Source organism: Mesorhizobium tianshanense (assembly GCF_007830515.1).
GTDB lineage: Bacteria > Pseudomonadota > Alphaproteobacteria > Rhizobiales > Rhizobiaceae > Mesorhizobium > Mesorhizobium tianshanense.
This window is the reverse complement of record NZ_VLKT01000043.1, coordinates 24961-47155: the sequence shown is the minus strand read 5'-3', so window position 1 is coordinate 47155 and position 22195 is coordinate 24961. Positions and strand designations below refer to the sequence as shown.

The 22195-nt window shown below is 63.1% G+C and carries 16 protein-coding genes; 7 read left to right on the top strand and 9 right to left on the bottom strand.

Annotated elements, in window-relative coordinates; genetic code table 11:
* Positions 1-164: 164 nt before the first annotated feature.
* Together bmt and IQ26_RS28065 are read right to left on the bottom strand one after the other, a co-directional pair.
* Positions 165-1181: a betaine--homocysteine S-methyltransferase gene (gene bmt, locus IQ26_RS28070; RefSeq protein ID WP_145721615.1), complete on the bottom strand. Its 1017-nt coding sequence runs from the start codon at positions 1179-1181 to the stop codon at positions 165-167.
* Positions 1182-1270: 89 nt separating this feature from the next.
* Complete coding sequence (locus tag IQ26_RS28065; protein WP_126042731.1) at positions 1271-2113, bottom strand: helix-turn-helix domain-containing protein; 843 nt, start codon at positions 2111-2113, stop codon at positions 1271-1273.
* 229 nt (positions 2114-2342) lie between these two features.
* Between IQ26_RS28065 and IQ26_RS28060 the strand changes: the two genes are divergently transcribed.
* Together IQ26_RS28060 and IQ26_RS28055 are read left to right on the top strand one after the other, a co-directional pair.
* Positions 2343-3353 (top strand): fatty acid desaturase, encoded by a 1011-nt coding sequence (locus tag IQ26_RS28060; RefSeq protein ID WP_162458095.1) that lies wholly within the window; start codon positions 2343-2345, stop codon positions 3351-3353.
* Between the two features lie 129 nt (positions 3354-3482).
* Positions 3483-4238 carry a phosphate/phosphite/phosphonate ABC transporter substrate-binding protein gene (locus tag IQ26_RS28055; protein WP_240547268.1) on the top strand — a complete coding sequence of 252 codons (756 nt, stop codon included), beginning with the start codon at positions 3483-3485 and terminating at the stop codon, positions 4236-4238.
* A gap of 6 nt (positions 4239-4244) precedes the next feature.
* Here IQ26_RS28055 and IQ26_RS28050 read toward each other — a convergent pair whose 3' ends face one another.
* From IQ26_RS28050 to IQ26_RS28035, 4 genes are all read right to left on the bottom strand, one after another.
* Positions 4245-5612, bottom strand: coding sequence for a M24 family metallopeptidase (locus IQ26_RS28050; protein ID WP_145721613.1), 1368 nt, complete (start codon positions 5610-5612; stop codon positions 4245-4247).
* Positions 5613-5669: 57 nt separating this feature from the next.
* Positions 5670-7172 (bottom strand): ArnT family glycosyltransferase, encoded by a 1503-nt coding sequence (locus tag IQ26_RS28045; protein WP_240547267.1) that lies wholly within the window; start codon positions 7170-7172, stop codon positions 5670-5672.
* Positions 7173-7297: 125 nt separating this feature from the next.
* Entirely contained in the window at positions 7298-9871 is a 2574-nt protein-coding gene (locus IQ26_RS28040) for a GcvT family protein (RefSeq protein WP_145721611.1), read from the bottom strand.
* A gap of 95 nt (positions 9872-9966) precedes the next feature.
* Positions 9967-11544, bottom strand: a complete 1578-nt coding sequence (locus IQ26_RS28035; protein ID WP_145721610.1) for a trimethylamine methyltransferase family protein — start codon at positions 11542-11544, stop codon at positions 9967-9969.
* Positions 11545-11778: 234 nt separating this feature from the next.
* On the opposite strand from IQ26_RS28035, the gene IQ26_RS28030 reads away from it, so the two are divergent.
* Complete coding sequence (locus tag IQ26_RS28030; RefSeq protein WP_145721609.1) at positions 11779-12939, top strand: MFS transporter; 1161 nt, start codon at positions 11779-11781, stop codon at positions 12937-12939.
* 23 nt (positions 12940-12962) lie between these two features.
* Here the strand turns inward: IQ26_RS28030 and IQ26_RS28025 are convergent, their stop codons facing one another.
* Complete coding sequence (locus IQ26_RS28025; RefSeq protein WP_145721608.1) at positions 12963-13499, bottom strand: hypothetical protein; 537 nt, start codon at positions 13497-13499, stop codon at positions 12963-12965.
* Between the two features lie 135 nt (positions 13500-13634).
* Between IQ26_RS28025 and IQ26_RS28020 the strand changes: the two genes are divergently transcribed.
* Together IQ26_RS28020 and IQ26_RS28010 are read left to right on the top strand one after the other, a co-directional pair.
* Complete coding sequence (locus IQ26_RS28020; protein ID WP_145721607.1) at positions 13635-15710, top strand: prolyl oligopeptidase family serine peptidase; 2076 nt, start codon at positions 13635-13637, stop codon at positions 15708-15710.
* A 222-nt stretch (positions 15711-15932) separates the two neighbouring features.
* Positions 15933-17312, top strand: coding sequence for an aspartate aminotransferase family protein (locus IQ26_RS28010; protein WP_145721605.1), 1380 nt, complete (start codon positions 15933-15935; stop codon positions 17310-17312).
* Positions 17313-17643: 331 nt separating this feature from the next.
* On the opposite strand, the gene mmsB is transcribed toward IQ26_RS28010, so the two are convergent.
* Together mmsB and IQ26_RS28000 are read right to left on the bottom strand one after the other, a co-directional pair.
* The gene (mmsB, locus tag IQ26_RS28005) at positions 17644-18624 is read right to left on the bottom strand and encodes a 3-hydroxyisobutyrate dehydrogenase (protein WP_338101645.1); all 981 of its coding nucleotides are present in this window, start codon (positions 18622-18624) and stop codon (positions 17644-17646) included.
* A gap of 24 nt (positions 18625-18648) precedes the next feature.
* Positions 18649-19815 carry an isobutyryl-CoA dehydrogenase gene (locus IQ26_RS28000; protein ID WP_145721603.1) on the bottom strand — a complete coding sequence of 389 codons (1167 nt, stop codon included), beginning with the start codon at positions 19813-19815 and terminating at the stop codon, positions 18649-18651.
* A gap of 139 nt (positions 19816-19954) precedes the next feature.
* Here IQ26_RS28000 and IQ26_RS27995 point away from each other — a divergent pair, with 139 nt between their 5' ends.
* Positions 19955-20569 carry a dimethylsulfonioproprionate lyase family protein gene (locus IQ26_RS27995; RefSeq protein ID WP_145721602.1) on the top strand — a complete coding sequence of 205 codons (615 nt, stop codon included), beginning with the start codon at positions 19955-19957 and terminating at the stop codon, positions 20567-20569.
* Positions 20569-22038 carry a cobyric acid synthase gene (locus IQ26_RS27990; protein WP_145721601.1) on the top strand — a complete coding sequence of 490 codons (1470 nt, stop codon included), beginning with the start codon at positions 20569-20571 and terminating at the stop codon, positions 22036-22038. Before IQ26_RS27995 ends, IQ26_RS27990 begins: the two co-directional genes overlap by 1 nt.
* Positions 22039-22195 lie beyond the last annotated feature (157 nt).

The window sequence follows — 22195 nt, the reverse complement described above, 5'->3', positions numbered from 1 at the left end:
GCGATACGGCCGGTTTCTTTCAGATGGGATCGTTCTGATACGGGAAACCGACCCACGAGCGGGTGAGACAGGCCGGCAAGGGAAACCTTGCCGGCCTTTTTCCAACATTTGTGGTTCCGGCATCGATCGTGACGCCGCGCCGAAAAATCCGAGTACCGAAAGCGTCAGGCGCGGCTGCGCCGGCGCTCGCGGCGCGCTTCGCTGGTCTCGGCGGTGTTGACTGTCGCCTGCTTGTTGCGCATCGGACCGATACGCTCGACGATTTTCTCGACGGTAGGGCGATCAGACTTGGTATGCGCGTCGAGCGCCTTGCGCATGGCGGCCAGGTGGGCGAACGAGGTGCCGCAGCAGCCGCCGACGATCTTTGCACCGGCATCGACGGCCAGCCTGACATAATCGGCCATCAGTTCGGGCGTGCCGGAATAATGGATCTCGGCGCCGCGGAATTCCGGAATGCCGCAATTGCCCTTGACGATCACCGTCGCCTCCGGCTTCGCCTCGGTCATGTCGAGCAGCGAGGCGAGGATGTCGGAAGCGCCGACACCGCAATTGGCGCCGACACCGAGCGGCGCCTGCGGCAGTCCATCGGCGACGCCGTGGATGTCCTTCGGCAACAGCCCCATCATGGTGCGTCCGGCGGTGTCGAAGGAGCCGGTATAGGTATAGGGCAGGCCGACGCGGATCGCGGCTTCGGCTGCGGCGCGGATTTCGTCCGGCGCCGACATGGTCTCGATCCAGGCGACTTCGGCGCCGCCGGCCTTCAGGCCCTCGATCTGCTCGGCAAAGGCCTCGACCGCCTCATCATAGGTCATGGCACCGAGCGGCACCAGCAACTCGCCGGTCGGGCCAACCGAGCCCGCCACGATGACCTTGCGGCCGGCTCTGTCGGCAACGGCGCGGGCGATCTCGGCGGCGCGCTTGTTCAGCGCATGCACGCGATCCTGCGCATGGTGCAGCTTCAGCCGGTGGCGGGTGCCGCCGAAGGAGTTGGTGAGGATGATGTCGGCGCCTGCATCGACGAAGTTCTGGTGCAGGCTGGTGATGGTGTCGGGTGCCGTCTCGTTCAAGAGCTCGGGCGCCTCGCCGGCCTCCAGCCCCATGGCGAACAGGTTGGTGCCGGTGGCGCCGTCGGCGAGCAGAACGCCCTTTTCGGCAAGCAGCGCGTCGATCGGATTGGTCATTGGAAATACGCCTTCCGGGAATCTTCTATCGGGATAAACATATAAAGAACTCTTTATATGCCGTCAATGTCAGCGCAGGAAACAGGCCGTCAAAATCGCATTTCCGCCAGCCTTTGCGTGAAGCTGGCGGCCTCATGCGCGTTGACGTCGGCGGCGCGGATCAGATTGTCGAAATGACTGGTCAGCGTGCGGACCGGTTGGGTTGCGTTCAGCACCAGATACATGTCGCCGACATAGATGGCGGCGCGATAGGGCCCGAAGATGGTGTAGGGGATCGAATAGCGCATCCGCCCGTCATAGAGAAACAGGCGGAAGGTGGGATAAAGGTCGTCGAGCAGCGTCGCCATGTGGAGAAGCTGCTGGTGGCGGTCGGCCTCCGGGAATCGATCCCACACGCCTAAGCCGCGCGCGAAGATCTCCAGCGTGTGGCGCGGCATGCAGACTTCCATGTCGGTTTCCGGCCGCCGATTGTAGTCGATGCGGTACTGCGTCTCACCGGCCTGAGCCTCGCGGCTCTTGTTGGCGATGCCCGCCTCGTAGTCGACCAGCGCTTCGGTGCGCAGGAGATCGGGAATGCCGGCCGGTACGTAACGGATCTTCGTGCCCGCGGCCTCGGCATGCCATCTGGCCAGCAGCGTGCGGTCGAAACCGTCGGGCGCCTCCTCAATCTCCAGGCTTTCGCGGATTTCACCGGTGACGCCTTCGTCCTGGCTGAGGCCGAGCAGCCAGTCGAGCGACACCTTGAATTCGGCGGCGATGTTGAGCAGCGTTTCGGCGCGGGGAAGGCGCGTCGAGGCGCCGGACAGAAGCTGCGAAAGTGCGGAACGGTCGATGCCCACCGCAGCCGCGAAGGCCGATTGGTTCAAGTCGGATCGTGTCAGGAGCATTTTCAGGCGCTCCCGAAAGACTGTCGACAGGTCGCGTTTGTCCATATCGTCATTCCGGCCGTTGGGAGGAAAAAAATTCGCCAAAGCCGCCAAAGCGGCATCTCAGGCGTAAATGAATCCTCGAGGTTGTTTACAATAGATAACATATGCGGCTGAAAATGCGCAATCGCAACATCTTGTGCGCTTTGTCGCGTTGCAACAACTCGACGCTCCTGACACAATGCTGTCAGGAATCAAAACGGTTCCGACGACTGGAAGGGCAGTGGTCGATCGCATGACGAGCATAGGCAACAGACGACACAATGCACCGGCCATCGAATGGCCGACCGTGTTTCTCGCATTTTTCTGTTACGGCACCTGGCTCGCCGCCGGCTTGCTCCTCTGGCCGTCCTACCCGTTGCTGGCGCTCGTCGTTCTGGCCTTGATGGTCGCGCTGCAATCCTCGCTGGCCCATGAAATCCTGCATGGCCATCCGACCCGCAATGCGCAGGTCAACGAAGCGTTCGTCTTCCTGCCGATCGGCGTCGTCTGGCCGTTCCGCCGTTTCAAGACCATTCATCTGCGCCATCATGCCGACGAACGGTTGACCGATCCGCTTGACGATCCCGAAAGCTACTACAAGGCGCTGTGGCACCATGACGAATTGCCGCCGGCGATGAAGTTCCTGCTGAAAATAAACAACACCATGATCGGCCGCCTCGTGCTTGGCCCGTGGCTGTCGTGCATCGGCTTCTTCATCGACGATGCCAAGCAGATGCTTGCCGGCGACAGGGTGATCCGCAAGGCATGGCTGCTGCACGCGATCGGCCTCGCCGTCGTGTTGCCTGTCGTGAAGTTCGGCTTCGGCATGCCGCTGTGGCTCTACGTTCTGGTGCCGGTGTGGCTCGGCCAGTCGCTGATCTCGATCCGTACCTTCGCCGAGCACCAGTGGTCGGAGCATCCGGAGGGCCGCACGGTGATCGTCGAACGTTCGCCGCTGTCTTTGCTGTTTCTCAACAACAACCTGCACCTCGTCCATCACAAGAGCCCGACCGTGGCCTGGTACCGGCTGCCGAAGTTGTTTGCCGAGCGCCGTGACGAATGGCTGCGGATGAACAATGGCTACGCCTTTCCGAATTATTTCGCGCTGCTTAGGGCATATGCCTTCAAGGCGAAGGAGCCGGTCGTCCACCCGGTGCTGCGGCGCACGCCGGAACCGGGCCGGGCGTTCAAGCCGCGCGTCAGGGCGCGCAGCCTCAATGGACTTGGCAGCGCACCGGTGCCTGCCGAGCCGCCGAAGGAATGATTTTGCGGCATCGCCGACGGCGATGCCCGGGTGCGCGTGTCAATGGTCTCGTCAGTTTCTCAGCGTAACGATCAAAATCCTTGCAGGAGCGATTTCGTTGCCGCCTTGCCGATGTATGACTGGTCCGAAATGCGCGACGAGATCGATGCCCAATGGGCGCGGCTGCGTGATGCCTTCCGGCAAAAAGGCATCGACGCGCCGCAAACCATCGCTCGCGTCAATGCCGATTTGCGGCCTGTAGAAGGCGGCATCCGCGACGCCGCCGGAAAGGTCATCGCGCCCGATCCGGCGACGCTGCCGCCGGACGAACTGGATTTTCATGGGCTCTGGCTGCATCCGGCGCTGCTGTTCGCACAGACCTGCTGGGGTCCGATGGAAATCGGCCTGTCGGAGCATGTCCAGGTGATCGGCCAGCCGAATTACGATGCCTTCGAAGGCGGGCAGGGCGAACTCTATTCGAGCGCCATCGTGATGCGCGCAGACGGTGCGCCATCTGCTCGATCGCCTGATGACGGTAGCCCTCTCGTTCCTCTCGACCTGCTGCGCGGCATGCGCTTCACCTTCAACAACTCCGATTCGATGTCGGGCCTCGTCGGGCTTACGCGCGATCTGGAGGCGATGGGCGAAAGCCTGGACATGTTCTCAGAGCGCAGCGAAAGCGGCGGCCACCGCGCGTCGATCGTCGCGATTGCCGAGGGCAGGGCCGATGTCGCGGCAATCGATTGCCTGAGCTGGGCGCTGGCGCAGCGCTTCGAGCCTGCGGCGCGGCAGGTGAAGGTCGTCGGCTGGACAAGGCGGCGCAAGGGCCTGCCGTTCATCACCGCCAGAACGACACCGGAAAAGATCGTCGCAGCGATGCGTGAGGCCGTCGCGGCGGCCGGCTGAGAAAGCTCAACCGCCGAGCAGCCGCTCGTCGAGCGGATAGGTCGAAAGCTGCTCGCTGCCTGTTTCGGTGATCAGGATCTGTTCTTCGATCTTGACGCCCTCGTGGCCGCCAAGCCGGCCGATATAGCTCTCGACGCAAAGCACCATGCCTGACACAAGCACGCCGTCGGGCGTGTCTTCGGTCCAGTCGCTTGCATGCGGCAGCGTCGGGTATTCGTCAGCCAGGCCGACGCCGTGATAAAGCACGCCGTAGCGCGTCGGGAAACAGTCTCCAGGAGGCACTGCCGAGCGTTCGACGAGGTCGCGGAACGATGTGCCGGGCTGCATCAGACCGGTGTTGTGGGCGATCTGGTCGACGGCGATGCGAAACAGGTCGCGTTGCGCGTTGGACGGCTTGGCGTCGCCGCAGAGCCAGGTGCGCGACAGGTCGGCGCAGAAGCCATAGGGGCCGATCAGATCGGTGTCGAATGCGACGAGATCGCCGGCTTCGATCGTCCGCGACGAGCATTCCTGGAACCACGGATTGGTGCGCGGACCCGACGACAAGAGCCGGGTTTCGATCCATTCGCCGCCGCGCGCAATGTTGCCGCGGTGGAGTTCGGCCCACAATTCGTTCTCGGAAATGCCCGGGGCGAGCGCGGCTTCCATCTCGCCCATCGCCGCCTCGCAAGCGACGATCGAGCGGCGCATGGCCAGGATCTCGTCCGGCGATTTGATCAGCCGCGCCTTGTCCATCACCGCTTCGCCATTGCCGATCGAAATGCCGAGGCGGGCGAGTTCCTCGACGCCCTCGGGATTGATGTGGTCGACGGCGATACGGCTGCTGCCGCCGCCATGTTCCTTCACCACATCGGCGATGCCGGCCGCCCAGCGGCGGACCCTCAGTTCAGTCAGCTCGCCGCTGTAGAGATACATCCACGACACCGTCGGCCTCACCTCGTCGACGACGCCGGAATGATCGGAAAGGTGCTCGCAGGAAAAATAGTCGAACAGTACGACCGGCCCGTCAGTGGCGACGAAACAATGCCGTGTCGGATTGCGCGCCACCCAAAGCTGCATGTTGGTCGAGTCCGTGGCGTAGCGGATGTTGATCGGATCGTAGAGCAGGGCTCCCGCATAGTCGCGACGCCTCAGCTCGGCGCGGATGCGGTCGAGCCGGTATTGCCGCATGGCGGGCAGGTCGGGTGCGGCGATGCCGGCGGCTTGCCACTCGGCTTGCGCCAGCGCGCCGTAGCCAAGCACATGCTGGTTGAGTTCAGCGGCCTTCTGCCGCGACTTCAGGCGCAACGCATCGATGGAGCCCGCTTCGTTCGGGTCGAACGGCATGATCTTGCGGTGGCGACCGAACCGTCGCTCGACGCTTTGCTCGCTCATTTTCCGGTCCTTGTGCCAGATCCGGTCATCGCAGATGGCCAGTCGATTGCCGGACGGTCATTTTGCCTCCTGCCTTTTCAACTTGGCGACGGTCACAAGTCGGCCGTCGCTCGAGCCGAAAAATTCGGGGACCTTGAGGGTGCGGCTTTCACCATCCAGGACGAAACCCGCCTGATGGATGCGGTCCAGGATTTCCGGTTGCGGGTCCGGTTTATCGAGCCAGATCAGAATAGCCGGTTCCTGCAGCAATGCAGCGAAACCCGGCACCTCCTTTCCGAGCACGACAAGGTCGGGATCGACGAGCCTGAGGTTGCCCACCCAGTGCCAGTCCGACGTAACCGTCTTGATCGCGCCATCCGCGGTCAGATCATGATACAGCGTCTGGTAGTCCAGACGGGCGACGCGTCCCATGCCCTTTCCGCCATAGACCTGGTAAGCCCACGACGCCGGCAAGACCAGCACGGCCAGTGCGGCTGCAACGGTGATGGTGAGGTATTGCGCGCTCCTGCCTTTGTCGCCAAGGGCATCCATGCGGACTGCGAACGCGACAGGCAGAAGAAACAGGACCGGTAACAACCAGCGCGCTCTGAACATGGTGGCGCCGCTGGCGATCACCAGGATAGTCGTGATGCAGAGCCCAAAGCCGAGAACGCGCCACAGGAATTTTTCCGAATCTGAAAGCTGTTGGCGAAGCGTCGATGGAAGGATCCGTCCCGCCAGCATCGCCACTGCAAAAACCGCGACCGGCAGAATGGCAAAATTCCGTACGGCTCCGGCGAAGTCGACGATGCCTTTCAACGCGACGAGGAAAGCACCGCCTCCTTCATTGATGCCGAACTTGTAGCTGCGCGCCAGCAATTCGCTCGGATGGGTGGCGGTCCAATACAGTGTCGGCAGGCACACCAGCAGCGCCACGGCCATACTGATCATGATTTGCGGGCGCAGGATGACCTGGCGGGTTTCGCGCATCGACAAGGTCGCCAACACCATGGCGGTAAGCAGGATGACGTTGTTGTATTTCGCCAGGACGGCCGCACCGATCGCCAGGCCGAACAAGGCGTAGGCCAGCAGCGATTTGCGCTGCAGAAGCTCGATAAGTGCAAGCAGCAGCAGCGCCGAAAAGCAGAATGCGGCAACGGTATGCGACAAGGTGTGCTGCATTTCCCAGGTCAGCTGAGGAAACAGCAACAAACCTAGAGTGGAGGCAACCGCTGTGCGCTGGGAATACCCGAGTTTGCGCACCGCGACGAAGACCGAGGCCAAGGCCACGAAAACCAGCGAGTATTTCAGCACTTTGAGCGCGAAGATGTTGGTTCCGAAAACCGATGACGTCAGCCAGCCGAGCCAGGAGTAAAGCGGCGGCTGCGCGCCGCCGTAGCCCGCCCACAAAAACCGCATATACAGCAGCTGTTCGGAGTCATCGACGCCGACCCCGGTTCCCGCCCAGAGGCTCGCAAGTGGCAGCACGACAATCTGTGTGCAGCAATAAAGCGCGATCATGACGATCGCCGCGGGGAAGGGGCCGATCCTGCCCTCGGCAAGCCATTCGGCCCATTTCATCGAATACTTCGAGGAATACTTCAAGGAATTCTCATCGCCGGTGCCGGTTACCGCCGGCTCCGCTAGCATGAAGACTGTACCCCGCACAATGCGGGTAGCGGCCCGCACTTTTCGGGCGACATGCATCAGGTCCGCATTTTCTCGCCGCTGGGGTCGAAAGGCGGCTCGACATTGATGCGGGCCGGTCGCCGGCTCCCGAGGATTTCGATCTCGAACAGTCCGGCGCTCTCGTCCGCGGCCAAGGCAGCCGGCACATAGCCCTGCGCCATCGACTTTTGCACGTAATGCGCATAGCCGCCGGAGGTGACCCAGCCGACCACGCGCCAGTCGCCGTCGACGATGCCGCGCACTGCCGAAGCACCTTCCGCTGCCTTGGAGCCACGCACTTCCTCGCCGCCGGTGTCGAAGCGCGGCGCGCCATAGCCGTGCGGCTTTTCCACCGTGCCGTAGTCTTTGCCGCCGACCTTGGCCCAGATCGGCTCGTCGCCCATCACATCGGCATCCGCGGCGTCGACGACGAAGGAGACGCGGCGCAGCTTCGGCCCTTCGGCCTGTTCCCTGGCTGCCGCCTCGCGTCCGATGAAGTCGTTCTTCTCCAGCTTGACGAAGCGGTCCATCGCCCCTTCGAACGGCCCGTAGATCGGCCGCAGTTCGCGGTACCAGGTGGGAAAATTCTTTTCCAGGCGCATCGAGAGCAAAGCGCGCATGCCGAAATCGACGAGGCCGAACTCTTCGCCGGCAGCCTTGATCGCGTGATAGACCAGCCGCTGGTAGGCAGGCGCCATCCAGATCTCGTAGCCGAGATCGCCGGTATAGGTGATGCGATTGACCATGCAGGGCGCGCCGCCGACCGCCATCTCGCGGAAATCCATGAAGCGGAAAGCCTTGGTCGAGATGTCGACATCGACCAGTTTCTGCAGCAGGTCTCGCGATTTCGGCCCAGCGATGGAGAGGCCGACAAGCGTCTGGTCGAAGCGGTGGATGCGCACGCCACCGTCCTTCGGCAGATGTTTTTCGAACCAGCGCATGTGGTATTTCTGAGCGGCGGACGAGCTCCAGATCATGAAACGCTCTTCACCCGCCTTGGCGATGGTGAAGTCGCCGATCAATTTGCCGAACTCGTTCAGCATCGGGGTCAGCACGATGCGGCCGGTCTTCGGCATGCGGTTGGTCATCAGCCGGTTGAGGAAATCCTCGGCTGCTGGCCCGGACACTTCGTATTTGGCGAAATTGGCGATCTCGGTGACGCCGACCTTCTCGCGGGTCGTGCGAACTTCCTCGCCGATCGGCCCGAAATCGTTGGAGCGGTGGAACGAAACGATGTCCTTCGGCTCCGAGCCTTTCGGCGCGAACCAGAGCGGGGTTTCGAGACCCCATGAGTCTCCCATGACGGCGTTGTTGGCCAGCATGGTGTCGTAGAGCGGCGTCGTCTGCGCCGGCCTGGCGGCCGGCAGCTCCTCGTTGGGGAAACGGATGGAAAAGCGGCGCGAATAGTTCTCGCGCACCTTGGCGTTGGTGTAGCGCAGGGTTGCCCATTCGCCGAAGCGCGCCACGTCCATGCCCCAGACGTCGAAGCCGGGATCGCCGTTGACCATCCAGTTCGACAGCGCCAACCCGACGCCGCCGCCCTGGCTGAAACCGGCCATGACGGCGCAGGCGCACCAGAAATTGGTCAGGCCCTGCACCGGGCCGACCAGCGGATTGCCGTCCAGCGCGAAGGTGAAGGGACCATTGATGATCTGCTTGATGCCGGCCTTCTCGATGCCGGGGAAATGCTTGAAGCCGATTTCGAGCGACGGCGCGATGCGGTCGATGTCGGGCTGCAGCAATTCGTGGCCGAAATCCCATGGCGTGTTGACCGGCGACCACGGCTTGCAGGCTTTTTCATAGGTGCCGAGCAGGATGCCGTTACGTTCCTGGCGGGTGTAGATCTCGCCCTTGAAGTCCATCACGCCGATCATCTCGCGGCCGGTCGACTTGTTGAATTCCTCGACCTCCGGCATCGGCTCGGTCAAAAGGTACATATGCTCCATGGCCAGCACCGGCAGCTCGACACCCACCATGCGGCCGATCTCGCGCGCCCACAGGCCGCCGCAGTTGACGACATGCTCGGCCTTGACCGTTCCTTGCTCGGTAACGACGTTCCAGGTGCCGTCGACCTCCTGCGTCAGCTCGACGACGCGGTTGCGCAGCAAGATTTCGGCGCCGAGCTTCCTAGCGGCCTTGGCATAGGCATGGGTGGTGCCGGAAGGATCGAGATGGCCTTCGACCGGATCCCACATGGCGCCGACGAAATTCGTCTCGTCCATCAGCGGGAACATCGCCTTGGCCTCGGACGGCGTGATCAGTTCCGTGTCCATGCCGAGATAGCGGCCCTTGGCGTGGGCAAGGCGCAGGAAGTCCATGCGCTCGGGCGTGTCGGCCATCATCACGCCGCCGGTCAGGTGCAGCGAGCAGGACTGGCCGGAAAGCTCTTCGATCTCCTTGTAGAGCTGCACCGTGTAGGCCTGCAGCTTGGCGACGTTGGGATCGCCGTTGAGCGTGTGGAAGCCGCCCGCTGCATGCCAGGACGAGCCGGAGGTGAGCTCCGAGCGCTCGATCAGCATGATATCGGTCCAGCCGGCCTTGGCGAGATGGTAAAGCACGGAGCAACCGACGACACCACCGCCGATGACAACCGCTTTTGCATGAGATTTCATGAAGATAGTTCCGTTTTTGTGTAAATTGAATCAGATGTTTTGGTCAGCGGGGAACCGCGCCTCGACGCCGAGTTAGACCCGTCGCTGCGTGATGATCAAAAATCGGTAGGTGCGCCGCCTTCGGACCGGCGCTTTTCGACGAAGGCGTCGAGCTCCTCTCGGATCGCCGGGTCCATGTAAGGCTCTTCATAGGACGCCAACCGTTCCTTCCACACTCGGTTGGCCTTTTCGAGCGCCGTCGGCGACCCGGCTTCCACCCAGGTCTCGAAATTGCGCCAGTCGGAGATAACCGGCGCGTAGAAAGCGGTCTTGTAGCGGTCCTGGGTGTGCTGGGTGCCGAAGAAATGGCCGCCCGGACCAACGGACTGGATGGCATCGAAGCCGAGAGCCTCCTCGGAAAGGTCGAGTGGGGTCAGAAACTCGGCCACCATCTGCAGCAGATCGATGTCCAGAATGGTCTTCTCGTAGGAGCAGCGCAGGCCGCCTTCCAGCCAGCCGGCCGCATGCATCATCATATTGCCGCCGCCCTGTATGGCGCCCCACAACGAGAACACGCTTTCATAGGCGGCCTGTGCGTCGACAGTGTTGGCGGCGCAGGTGTTGGAGGTGCGGTAGGGGATTTGATAACGGCGGGCGAGCTGGCCGCCGACCAGTTGCGCCTTCATGTATTCCGGTGTGCCGAAGGCCGGTGCGCCGGACTTCATGTCGACATTAGAGGTGAAGCCGCCATAGCCGACGGGAGCGCCCTTCTTCACCATCTGTGCGAAGGCGATGCCGGACAGCGCTTCGGCATTCTGCTGCACCAGCGCGCCAGCGATGGTCACCGGCGCCATGGCGCCAGACAGCGTGAACGGCGTCACGATGACGACCTGGCCCTTGCTCGACATCTGGATGATGCCTTCCATCATCGGCACATCGAGCTTGAGCGGCGAATTGGTGTTGATGATGGTGAAGACCGACGGCTCCTCGAGCAATCGCTCGTGGCTGATGCCGCGTGCGATGCGGGTGATCTCGATGCCGTCGAGATTGCGCTCCTTGCCGAGCGAATAGATGTGGAACACCTTGTCGGTGAGGACGCTGAGATCGCGTATACATTCCAAGTGCCGGACGGACGGATGGATGTCGATCGGCTCGACCGGATAACCACCCGTGCAGTTCAGGATGTTGTGCATCTGCGCGAGCTTGAGGAAGTTGCGATAGTCCTGCTGGTTGCCTGGCCGGCGACCACGGTCGATGTCGGAACAGTTAGGCGCCGACGCCATCATCGAGATGATCAGATTGTCGCCGCCAAAGCGCACGTCGTGCGCCGGATTGCGGGCATGGATGGTGAATTCCGGCGGGCAGTGCGAAATGAGTTCGAGGATCATGTCGCTATCGAAGCGCACCCGCTCGCTGCCTTCGCGGACATCGGCGCCATGCGCCTTCATGATGCGCCTTGCTTCGTCGTGCAGCACGTCGACGCCGATTTCCCGCAGCACGCGCAGCGAGGCGAGATGAATCGATTCCAGCTCGTCGTCGGAGACCAGCTTCGTCGGCGTCAGCGGGATTTTCAGCTGGCGGAAAGGTGGCTGCGCGAACGCCGACGCTGCGCCGACGCGTTTGCCCGCCCGCCCTCCGCGACGGGCGCGGTCGGTTGCCAATGCCGGTTCGGCGGGATGAAGGGCGGCGGTCATGACAGGCCTCATACGGTGCGACGGTGCGGCGCCATAATGGACCGCCGGGCGTCCCGCCATTGCGGAGGCGGCGACCACTAGGACGAGGGAAGCGACATGGCCGAAGGCAGCCGACTGGATCGCCGGAGCTAAAGCTTGAAGCTCGACCGCTGGCGCAAGCGGTTCTCGCCGTCGGTGCTTCCCGGCGCGCCGCCGAAACGCTAATCCTGCAGGTTCCCATATGGGTTGCGGATCATGGACCTGGCGGAAACGAACAGCGGCGAGAGGATGCAGTGGGCGGCGATCACCGGCGTGATCGCCACCGTCTCGGTGTTCGCCATCGCGCAGGGGCTGAGCTATCCGCTGTTGAGCTTCATCCTGCAGCGCCAGGGCGTCTCGCCGGCCATGATAGGCCTCTCGGCGGCAATGACGCCGGTCGGCTTCATCGTCTCGTCGCCGCACATCCCGGCGTTGGCGCGCCGGTTCGGGGCAGGGCGCACGGCGCTCACCTGCGCAGCACTTTCCGCGATCGTGCTGGCGCTGATCGGCTGGACGCAAAATGTCTATCTGTGGTTTCCGCTGCGCTTCCTGATCGGCGTGGTGACCAATCCGCTCTACGTGCTGAGCGAGACCTGGGTGATCGCGCTGGCGCCGCCGGCGCGGCGAGGTCGCGTGATGGGGATCTATTCCACAGTCATTTCGGCAGGCTTCGCGGCCGGCCCGTTGTGCCTGCTTGCCGTCGGCACCGAAGGATGGCCGCCGTTTCTCGTCGGCATCGCGGCATTCGTTTTTTGCGGCGCCTGCCTCACCTTGGTGCTGAGACGGCTGCCGAAGTTCGACGAGACCGGGCACCGGGTTTCGGTCGTGGGTTTCATGCCGATGGCATGGCTGCTGTTGTCAGCGGTCGTCGTGGCCGCCGGTTTCGAACAGGCGGTGCTGGCACTGCTGCCGGTCTACGGAACGCATTACGGCCTCGCGGAGGCCCGAATGTCGGCGCTGCTGTCCGTGATGATCGCCGGCAACATCGCCATGCAGGTACCGCTCGGCCTGCTTGCCGAACGGCTGACGGCGCGTCTGGTGCGGTTCATCTGTGTGTCCCTAACGGTGCTCGGATGCGTGCTGTTGCCGGTCCTTATCGAGACGCCGCTGATCTGGCCATGCGTCTTTATCTGGGGCGCGGTTTCCTACGGCATCTATACGATGTCGATCATCGAGCTCGGCGAGCGGTTCACTGGCTCGGCACTGGTCGCCGGCAACGCCGCTTTTTCGCTGATGTGGGGCGTCGGCGGCATCGCCGTGCCGCCGCTGGCGGGCGGCGCCATGGATATTTTCGGTGCGGACGGCCTGCCGATCACGCTTGGCGCCATTTGCCTGGCGTTGGCGGTTACAACCATCATGCGGAGGCGGATGGTGTGAGACACGCAGCGGCGTAATGCCGATTACCTGCCCTGCCGTCTGAAAATGGCCCAGAGGTCGCAGTCGGCGTGATGTTCTTCGGGATGCTTTTTATGCAGCAAATCCCGGATTTCAACGGCGCGATCAAAGTCGTCTATCAGCCCGACACCGGATAGTTCTGCGTTTGCAAACACGTCGGGAAACCCGCCGCAATTGGTCAACGCGCTGATGCTGACGTCCTTGTCCAGCAGCTCATAGCCCATGAAAGTGAACCCGTCCCAACCAAGTGAGCGCACGTCTGCCGAAGGCGTTCGGATCACGCCAAGGATGTTGAGGCCGCTCGTATCGGCCAATTCCGAAGGAAGGAAGTCCAGATCCACGAAGAAACTCAGCATAAAGTCTTCATTCACAATGTGGGGCCAGTAGCTATCCTTTATCTCCCCAAGTGCCGTCGGGCAGAGCATGCCGTCGAGTGAGACGACCTCTGTCAATTGGGTGAGGCTCGACCACTCAATGTACTTGCCCCATCCCGTGCCGTGGGATGGATCAAACTTCTCGGTTGCAATGTACAGACGTTGCATGAGGTTCCTCGCACTCCATGCAGAGAGCCTTATCATGGCAATCTCCGACCATTCGTATTTACGTGTTCCAGTTGAATGTCGGTAGCGCCATGCCGATGTTTGTGGCACCGAGCGTGACGAAATTTTGGAGACCACATGACCAAGCCGATCACTCAAAAGCAGCCAGGTTCAGCCGGCGAGACAGAAGACCCCTTTCTCTGGCTGGAGGACAGGACAGGCAAGGAAGCGCTCGACTGGGTTCACCGTCAGAACGCGGTTACAACAGGTGAATTGCAGGGCGATCTGTCCTATCAGGCGTCGTTCGAAACCGCGCTCGACCTGATGACGGCCGAAGACAACATTCCGGTCGGGTCCGCGCTCAACGGCCACGTCTACAATTTCTGGCAGGACAGGACCAACGTGCTCGGCCTGTGGCGGCGCACGACGGTCGCTTCCTACAAGACCGAGAAGCCGGACTGGGAGACGATTATCGACTTCGACAGCCTGTCCGCCAAAGAGGGCGTGAAATGGGTGTTCAGCGGTGCCAGCTGGCTTTATCCCGACTTCACCCGCTGCCTGCTCAGCCTGTCGCCGGATGGCGGCGACGCCAGTGAGATGCGTGAATTCGACATCGACACCAAGTCCTTTGTCGAGGGCGGCTTTCGCGCTCCCGCCTCGAAATCGGGCTTCGGCTGGCTGGACAAGGACACCGTCGTCGTTTCGTCCGCCTTCGAGGAGGCGGACAAAACCCAGTCCGGTTATCCGCGCGTGGTCAAGCTGTGGCAGCGCGGCACCAGGCTGGAGGACGCGACGCCGATCTTCGAGGCGCAGAAGCAGGATCTCGCTGCCGGCGGTTCCGTCGAATTCGACGGCGACAAGCGGCATCTGTTCCTGACCCGGACGCTCGACTTCTTCGCCTCGCATAATTTTCTGCGTCTGCCGTCCGGCGAGAACAGGCGCATCCCGCTGCCGGACGACGTCACCGACACGGAGCTGTTCAAGGACCAGTTCGTCTTCGGCGTGCGCAGCCCATGGACGGCGCCGGAAGGTACGCTGTGCAAGCCTGACGGCCTCTATTCGCTGGATTTCGAGCGCTGGATCGAAACCAATGCGTTGGGACCTGTCGAAACCGTGCTCGAGCCGGCGGATCGCGTCTCGATCGCCGGCATTGCCCGCACGCAAGACCGGTTGTTCATCAATTTGATGGACAATGTGCGCGGCAAGGTCGTCGCCTGCCAACGCGCCGACGGCGGCTGGTCGCCGCAGCCCGTGGCGCTGCCCGAAAACGGCAGCGTCGGCATCAGCCACGCCGAGCGTTTCGGCTCCAGTGTGTCGTTCTCCTTCACCGATTTCCTGACGCCGAGCTCGATCATCTGGTCGGACGACAATGCCGCCACGCTGACAACGGTGAAATCGCAGCCGGCGCGTTTCGATGCGTCGTCCCTTGTCTCGGAACAGTTCAAGGCGCGCTCGAAGGACGGCACCATGGTCCCTTACTTCGTCGTCAGGCGACGCGACCAGAACGGGCCGGTGCCGACGCTGCTTTATGGCTATGGCGGCTTCGAAGTGCCATTGCTGCCCGGCTATGCCGGCGTGCGCGGCAGGCTGTGGCTGGAGAAGGGCAACGCCTATGTGCAGGCCAATATCCGCGGCGGCGGCGAGTTCGGCCCGAACTGGCACCAAGCCGCGCTCAAGGCCAATCGCCAGAATGCCTTCGACGATTTCGCCGCGGTCGCGCAAGACCTGATGAAACGCGGCATCGCCACGCCGGCCATGCTCGGCATTCAGGGCGGCTCGAATGGCGGCCTGCTGACCGGCGTCTCGCTGACCCAGCATCCGGAGCTGTTCGGTGCGGTGATCATCGACGTGCCGCTGCTCGACATGCTGCGTTACACCGAGCTGCCGCCCGGCGCATCCTGGATGGCCGAGTATGGCGATCCGGCGAAGCCGGAAGAAGCGGCCTGGCTGGCCGCTTACTCGCCCTATCAGCATGTCGAGAGCGATCCCGCCTATCCGCCGGTCCTGCTGACCACCTCGACCGCTGACGACCGCGTCCATCCCGGCCATGCGCGCAAGATGGCCGGGCGGCTGCAGGCTGCCGGTCATGCCAAGACACTGTTCTTCGAGGAGACCGAGGGCGGCCATGGCGGGCGCGGTGATCGCCGGCCGCAAGCGGCACAGGCCGCGATGAAGTATGTCTTCCTGCAACGGGCGCTGACCGGCATTGCTTGAACGGAACGGCTTGAACTGATCGCATCGGACGGCCTAAGGTACAGCCCATGGCTCGGATGAGGATATGGTGCGCATTTGGGGTCGCGGTGACGCCGTCGCCGCGCACGCTTCGCGCCGAGCTTTTGCGGCTTTGCGCCCGCATCGGCTATTCGCCGCCCGCGCTCCTCTGAGGAATCCGCCCCGGCGCGAATTGCCGGATTGGTTCAAGAGGAAAGATCAGACATGACTTATCAGAATTATTCGCTGAAGCAGCTTCAGCAGATCGATGCTGCGCATCACCTTCATCCGTTCACCGACCACAAGGAGATGCGCGAGGCCGGCTCTCGCATCATCGCCCACGCCAACGGTCCGTTCATCTACGATTCCGACGGGACGGAAATCCTCGACGGCATGGCCGGGCTATGGTGCGTCAACGTCGGTTACGGCCGCGATGAGCTGGCTGACGCGGCTTACGCCCAGATGAAGGAGCTGCCCTACTACAATTCCTTCTTCAAATGCTCGACACCGACGCCGGTGCTGCTGGCCAAAAAGCTGACGGAACTGGCGCCGAAGCACGTCAACCAGGTATTCTACGGCTCGTCCGGTTCGGAGGCCAACGATACGGCGCTGCGCCTTGTCCGTCACTATTGGGCGCTGGAAGGCAAGCCGGAGAAGAACCGCATCATCTCGCGCAAGTCGGCCTATCACGGCTCGACCATTGCCGGGGCGTCGCTGGGCGGCATGGAACAGATGCATAACCAGCTCCACGGCGCGGTTCCCAACATCGTCCATGTGATGATGCCTTACGCCTACGAGCTGTCTCTGCCCGGCGAAAGCGACCATGATTTCGGCCTGCGCGCGGCCAAGGCCGTCGAGGACGCCATCCTCGAAGCCGGCGCCGACAAGGTCGCCGCCTTCATCGGCGAGCCGGTGATGGGGGCAGGCGGCGTGAAGATACCGCCCATGAGCTACTGGCCGGAAGTGCAGCGCATCTGCCGCAAATACGATGTCCTGCTTATGCTGGACGAGGTCATCACCGGCTATGGCCGCACCGGCGAGTGGTTCGCAGCGCAGACCTTCGGCATCGAGCCCGACACCATCACCACCGCCAAGGCGCTGACGTCAGGCTATCAGCCGCTGTCGGCGCTGCTGGTCGGCGACCGCATCGCCGCGACGCTGGTCGAGAAGGGAGGCGAGTTCTATCACGGCTACACCTATGCCGGGCATCCGGTGGCCTGCGCGGTGGCGCTGAAGAACCTCGAGATCATGGAGCGGGAAGGCCTGGTCGAGCGGGTCAAGAACGACACCGGACCCTATTTCGCCAAGGCGCTGCAGGAGCGCATTGGTGGTCACGACCTGGTCGGCGAGGTGCGCTCGATCGGGCTGATGGGGGCGATCGAAATCGTCAGGGACAAGGCGACCAAGGAGCGCTTCCTGCCGGCTGGGAGCACGGCAGTGCTTGTCCGCGACCACGCAGTCGCCCAGGGCATGATGCTGCGCGCCACCGGCGACACGATGATCCTGTCGCCGCCGCTGATCTGGACGCGCGAGACGATCGACATGGCCTGCGACCGCATCGCCAAGGCGCTCGATCTGGCGCAAGCGGATCTGCACAAGCGGTAAGGTAGAACGATCACCGGGCGTCCCGCAGTGGGACGCCCGGTGTTTGAATGCCGCATTCTGCCGAAGAGCCCGCCAGGCGAGGAAACGCAAAAACCGCGCTCCATCGGGAACGCGGCTTTGCCAGATACGCATGGCGCTTCGCTACCAGAACACTTGCGAAACTTACGGGCTCCGGTACGCGAGACCTGATCCGGAGCGCCGGGCGGGATTGCCGCCTCGCATTCCGTTGTACAGGCACATCGTTACCGGGGGGTTATCGAGAGCTTAAGCAAATCTAAATTCGCGGTGTTTCTTTTGCCGGGAAATCGAAAAGTCCTGTCGAATTCAAGGCTTACGCTGGGGCACCGCGCAGAAAATTTATGATGCCGGAAAAATCGGCGCCGGCATTCCCCTGGGCATTGAACAGCGCATAAAGCTGGGCTGCCTCGGCGCCGAGCGGCGTTACCGCACCGGCGCCCTGCGCGGCTTCCTGCGACAGTTTCAGGTCCTTCAGCATGAGGGCTGCGGCAAACCCCGGCCTGTAGCCATTGTTGGCCGGCGATGTCGGCACCGGGCCAGGCACCGGGCAATAGGTGGTCAGCGACCAGCATTGGCCGGAGGAGGTCGAGGCGACGTCGAACAGCGCCTGATGCGACAGGCCGAGCTTTTCCGCCAGAACGAAGGCCTCGGCGACGCCGATCATCGAAATGCCGAGGATCATGTTGTTGCAGATCTTTGCGGCCTGTCCGGCGCCATCGTCGCCGCAATGGACGATGCGGCCGGCCATCGGCTTGAGGATTGGCTCGGCTTTGGCGAAGGCGTCCTTCGAGCCGCCGGCCATGAAGGTCAGCGTGCCGGCGGTGGCGCCGCCGGTGCCGCCGGAAACCGGCGCGTCGACCGACAGCAGCCCGTGCCTGGCGGCGATGGCGTGGGCTTTTCGTGCCGATTCGACGTCGATGGTCGAGGAATCGATGAACAGCGCGCCTTTTTTCGCCTTGGGCGCGATGTCCTCGTGGACCGACAGGACATGCTTGCCGGCCGGCAGCATGGTGATGACCACATCGGCATCCTTCACCGCGGCAACGGCATTGGCCATGACGACGACGCCATGCTCCTTGGCGACGACGAGGTTCTCCGGCATCAGGTCGAAGCCGTTCACCGTGTGTCCCGCCTTGACGAGGTTGGCGGCCATCGGGTTGCCCATATTGCCGAGGCCGATGAAGGCGATGGTGGTCATCGTTTTTCTCCCGGTTTTTCTAGAGCGGGATGTCCAGGGTCGAAGAGATACCGCTCTATCTGTTTGTTTAGCCGCATTTCTGCGACGCCAAGTGATCCCGCTTGGCTGAAAAATGCTCAGTCAGCGCCCAATCAGGGCGCGTGCGATGATGACGCGCATGATCTCGTTGGTGCCTTCGAGGATCTGATGGACGCGCAGGTCCCGCACCAGCTTCTCGATGCCGTAATCATGCAAATAGCCATAGCCGCCATGCAGTTGCAGCGCGTCGTTGGCGACATTGAAGCCGATATCGGTGACGAAGCGCTTGGCCATCGCCGACCATTTCGAGGCATCCGGGGCCTTGCGGTCGAGCTTCGAAGCGGCGGCGTAGAGGAAGATGCGTGCCGCCTGCAGCTCGGTCTCCATGTCGGCGAGCTTGAACTGCAGCGCCTGGAACTGGTTGATCTTGGTGCCGAAAGCCTTGCGCTCAGCGGTGTAGGACATGGCCTTGTCGAGCGCCGATTGCGCGCCGCCCAGCGAACAGGCGGCGATGTTGAGCCGGCCGCCGTCGAGCCCGGCCATGGCGATGCCGAAGCCGGCGCCTTCGACCGACAGCAGGTTTTGCGCCGGCACCTTGCAGTCCTCGAAGACGACCTGGCGGGTCGACTGCATGTGCCAGCCCATCTTGTGCTCGTTGGCGCCGAAGGACAGGCCGGGCGCGTCCTTCGGCACGACGAAGGTGGAAATGCCCTTCGGCCCTTCGGTGCCGGTGCGCGCCATGACGATGTAGATGTCGCTGTCGCCGGCGCCCGAGATGAACTGCTTGGCGCCGTTCAGCACATAGTCACCGCCGCTCTTGACCGCGCGCGTCTTCAGCGCCGCCGCATCCGACCCTGAGCCCGGCTCGGTCAGGCAATAGCTTGCCAGCCATTCCATCGAGGTCAGCTTCGGCAGGAAGCGCTGGCGCTGCTCGTCGCTGCCGAAGCGGTCGATCATCGACGCCACCATGTTGTGGATCGAGATGAAGGAGGAGAAGGCCGGATCGGCGCGCGAAAGCGCCTCGAAGATCAGCACGGCGTCGAGCCGGCCGAGCGCCGAGCCGCCGACATCGTCACGGATATAGATGCCGCCGAGGCCGAGCGGCCCCGTCTCGCGGATCACGTCCGCCGGAAAATGCTTGTTGCGGTCCCAGTCGAGCGCGTTCGGCGCGACACGGTCGGCGGCGAACGCCTCGGCCATCGCCTGGATGGCGCGCTGGTCCTCGTTGAGTTCGAACTGGCTGGTGCTCGCATCGACAGCGGCGTCCATGGCGTGCTCCCTGATGTTCTTCGGCCTGCTGGCCTGTTGTTCTTGGCTTTGCGCGCGCATCAATCTAGACCAATGATGCCGCCGCGCAACCCGACCATCTGCGGAGCGGCTGTGCGCGAATGCGTGTCTGGAGCAAGGCGTGACGACAAATTTCGATGAACTGCTCGAATTTTTCCATACCTATCTCGAAACGTTCGATGATGCGCTGGTGCGCGATGCCGTTGCCCGGATCGGCTGGGCCATGCCGGCGCGTCCGCTTGATCCTCATCCGCTCGCCTGCCTGCGCCAGCTCGACCGTATCGTCGAACTTGTTCCGGCAAGCGCCAGGCCGCTGGCGCAGCTGCTTGCGGAGCGTCGCGGCGATCTGCGCTGGGGGCAGACCTACAGCGAGACGGATTTCGGCAAGGCGTTCATAGACAATTACGGCTGGCTGGAAGTCTTCGGCACGCGCGGCCATTTCGTCAACGACGACGTCGCGGGCGGTCTGCTGATCCTCGGACCGGATATCGTCTATCCCGACCATCATCATGTTGCAGAGGAGATCTACCTTGCGCTGACCGGCGGCACCGAATGGCGCATGGGCGAAGGCGGCTTTCGCAGGCGCGAGGCGGGCGAGGTAATCCACCACGCCTCCGACGTCAGCCACGCCATGCGCACCGGCAAGGAGCCGCTGCTGGCGCTCTACATCTGGCGCGGCGGACCACTGGCGGCCAAGTCGACGATCACCGGAACGATGGCGCAGGGCAAGAACTGATGGCCAAGGCGATCATGCTGCAGGGCACGGGCTCCGATGTCGGCAAGACGGTGCTGGTCGCCGGCCTGTGCCGCGCGGCGAAAAAACGCGGGCTGAAAGTGCGGCCGTTCAAGCCGCAGAACATGTCGAACAACGCCGCCGTCGCCGACATTGCGGGCGACAGCGGCGGCGGCGAGATTGGCCGCGCCCAATGGCTGCAGGCGATCGCCTGTGGCGTGGCGCCCTCCGTCCACATGAATCCGGTGCTGCTCAAGCCGCAGACCGATGTCGGCGCGCAAGTGGTGGTGCAGGGCAAGGTGTTCGGCGAGGCGAAGGCACGCGACTACCAGGCGCTGAAGGGCCGGCTGATGGATGCCGTGCTGGAGTCCTGGGCAAAGGTCGGCGAGGGCGCCGATCTCGTCATCGTCGAGGGCGCCGGTTCGCCGGCCGAGATCAATCTCAGGAGCCGAGACATTGCCAATATGGGTTTTGCCACGAGTGCCAACGTGCCGGTGATCCTCGTCGGCGACATCGACCGCGGCGGCGTCATCGCCTCGGTCGCCGGCACCCATCTGATCCTGCCGGAAGAGGACCGGCGCATGATCGCCGGCTATCTCATCAACAAGTTCCGCGGCGATGTCTCCCTTTTCGATGACGGCATCAAGGCGATCGGGACATTCACCGGCTGGCGCTGTTTTGGCGTCGTGCCCTGGCTGAAGACGGCGGCGCGGTTGCCCTCGGAAGATTCGGTGGTGCTCGAACGCCTGGCGTCTGGCGAGAAGCGCGCGCTGAAGGTGGCCGTGCCGATGCTTTCGCGCATCGCCAATTTCGACGATCTCGATCCGCTCAAGGCCGAGCCTCAGGTCGAGGTGGTGTTCGTGCCACCCGGTCAGCGCCTTCCCGACGATGCCGGGCTGGTGGTCATTCCCGGGTCAAAATCGACGATCGGCGATCTCTTGAGATTCCGCGAGAATGGCTGGGACCGCGACCTTGCCGCCCATCGCAAGCGCGGCGGCCACGTGGTCGGCATTTGCGGCGGCTTCCAGATGCTCGGCCATGTCGTGCGCGACCCCGACGGGATCGAAGGCAGCGTTACCGAAACCAAGGGCCTCGGCCTGCTCGACGTCGAAACGGTGATGGAGCCGGAAAAGACGGTGCGCAACGTCAGCGCGCGCTCGGTGCAGTTCGACCTGCCGCTCGAAGGCTACGAGATCCATCTCGGCCGCACCACCGGCCCGGATACGCTGCGGCCGTCCGCCGTCATCAACGGCGTCGACGACGGCGCGATCTCCGCCGACGGCAAGGTATCGGGCACTTATCTGCACGGGCTGTTTTCCGCCGACTCCTTCCGGGCGAAATTCCTCGAAAACCTCGGCGTCAAAGGCGGCGGCATCGACTACCGCGCCGAGGTCGAACGGGCGCTGGACGAGATTGCAGCCAAACTGGAGACGCATCTCGACTGCGACGCGATTTTTGGCCTCGCGCGGTAGTTCCTTGACACAGAAGTTTTGGCGGGTCATTTGCCTTGACGGACCACATGCCTTGGCGATTAGCGGAAACGCCCATTGCTTCGTCATCCCTGGGTCTCCGCGACGGCGCTTCGCTCCCGCTTCGCCCAGGGATGACGAAGTTGGGAGGCTTCGGCCA

What these genes read in the sequence shown, in the direction of transcription:
- bmt (WP_145721615.1), bottom strand. Translation starts at nt 1,181, where the DNA reads ATGACCAATCCGATCGACGCGCTGCTTGCCGAAAAGGGCGTTCTGCTC.
- IQ26_RS28065 (WP_126042731.1), bottom strand. Translation starts at nt 2,113, where the DNA reads ATGGACAAACGCGACCTGTCGACAGTCTTTCGGGAGCGCCTGAAAATG.
- IQ26_RS28060 (WP_162458095.1), top strand. Translation starts at nt 2,343, where the DNA reads ATGACGAGCATAGGCAACAGACGACACAATGCACCGGCCATCGAATGG.
- IQ26_RS28055 (WP_240547268.1), top strand. Translation starts at nt 3,483, where the DNA reads ATGCGCGACGAGATCGATGCCCAATGGGCGCGGCTGCGTGATGCCTTC.
- IQ26_RS28050 (WP_145721613.1), bottom strand. Translation starts at nt 5,612, where the DNA reads ATGAGCGAGCAAAGCGTCGAGCGACGGTTCGGTCGCCACCGCAAGATC.
- IQ26_RS28045 (WP_240547267.1), bottom strand. Translation starts at nt 7,172, where the DNA reads ATGAAATGGGCCGAATGGCTTGCCGAGGGCAGGATCGGCCCCTTCCCC.
- IQ26_RS28040 (WP_145721611.1), bottom strand. Translation starts at nt 9,871, where the DNA reads ATGAAATCTCATGCAAAAGCGGTTGTCATCGGCGGTGGTGTCGTCGGT.
- IQ26_RS28035 (WP_145721610.1), bottom strand. Translation starts at nt 11,544, where the DNA reads ATGACCGCCGCCCTTCATCCCGCCGAACCGGCATTGGCAACCGACCGC.
- IQ26_RS28030 (WP_145721609.1), top strand. Translation starts at nt 11,779, where the DNA reads ATGGACCTGGCGGAAACGAACAGCGGCGAGAGGATGCAGTGGGCGGCG.
- IQ26_RS28025 (WP_145721608.1), bottom strand. Translation starts at nt 13,499, where the DNA reads ATGCAACGTCTGTACATTGCAACCGAGAAGTTTGATCCATCCCACGGC.
- IQ26_RS28020 (WP_145721607.1), top strand. Translation starts at nt 13,635, where the DNA reads ATGACCAAGCCGATCACTCAAAAGCAGCCAGGTTCAGCCGGCGAGACA.
- IQ26_RS28010 (WP_145721605.1), top strand. Translation starts at nt 15,933, where the DNA reads ATGACTTATCAGAATTATTCGCTGAAGCAGCTTCAGCAGATCGATGCT.
- IQ26_RS28000 (WP_145721603.1), bottom strand. Translation starts at nt 19,815, where the DNA reads ATGGACGCCGCTGTCGATGCGAGCACCAGCCAGTTCGAACTCAACGAG.
- IQ26_RS27990 (WP_145721601.1), top strand. Translation starts at nt 20,569, where the DNA reads ATGGCCAAGGCGATCATGCTGCAGGGCACGGGCTCCGATGTCGGCAAG.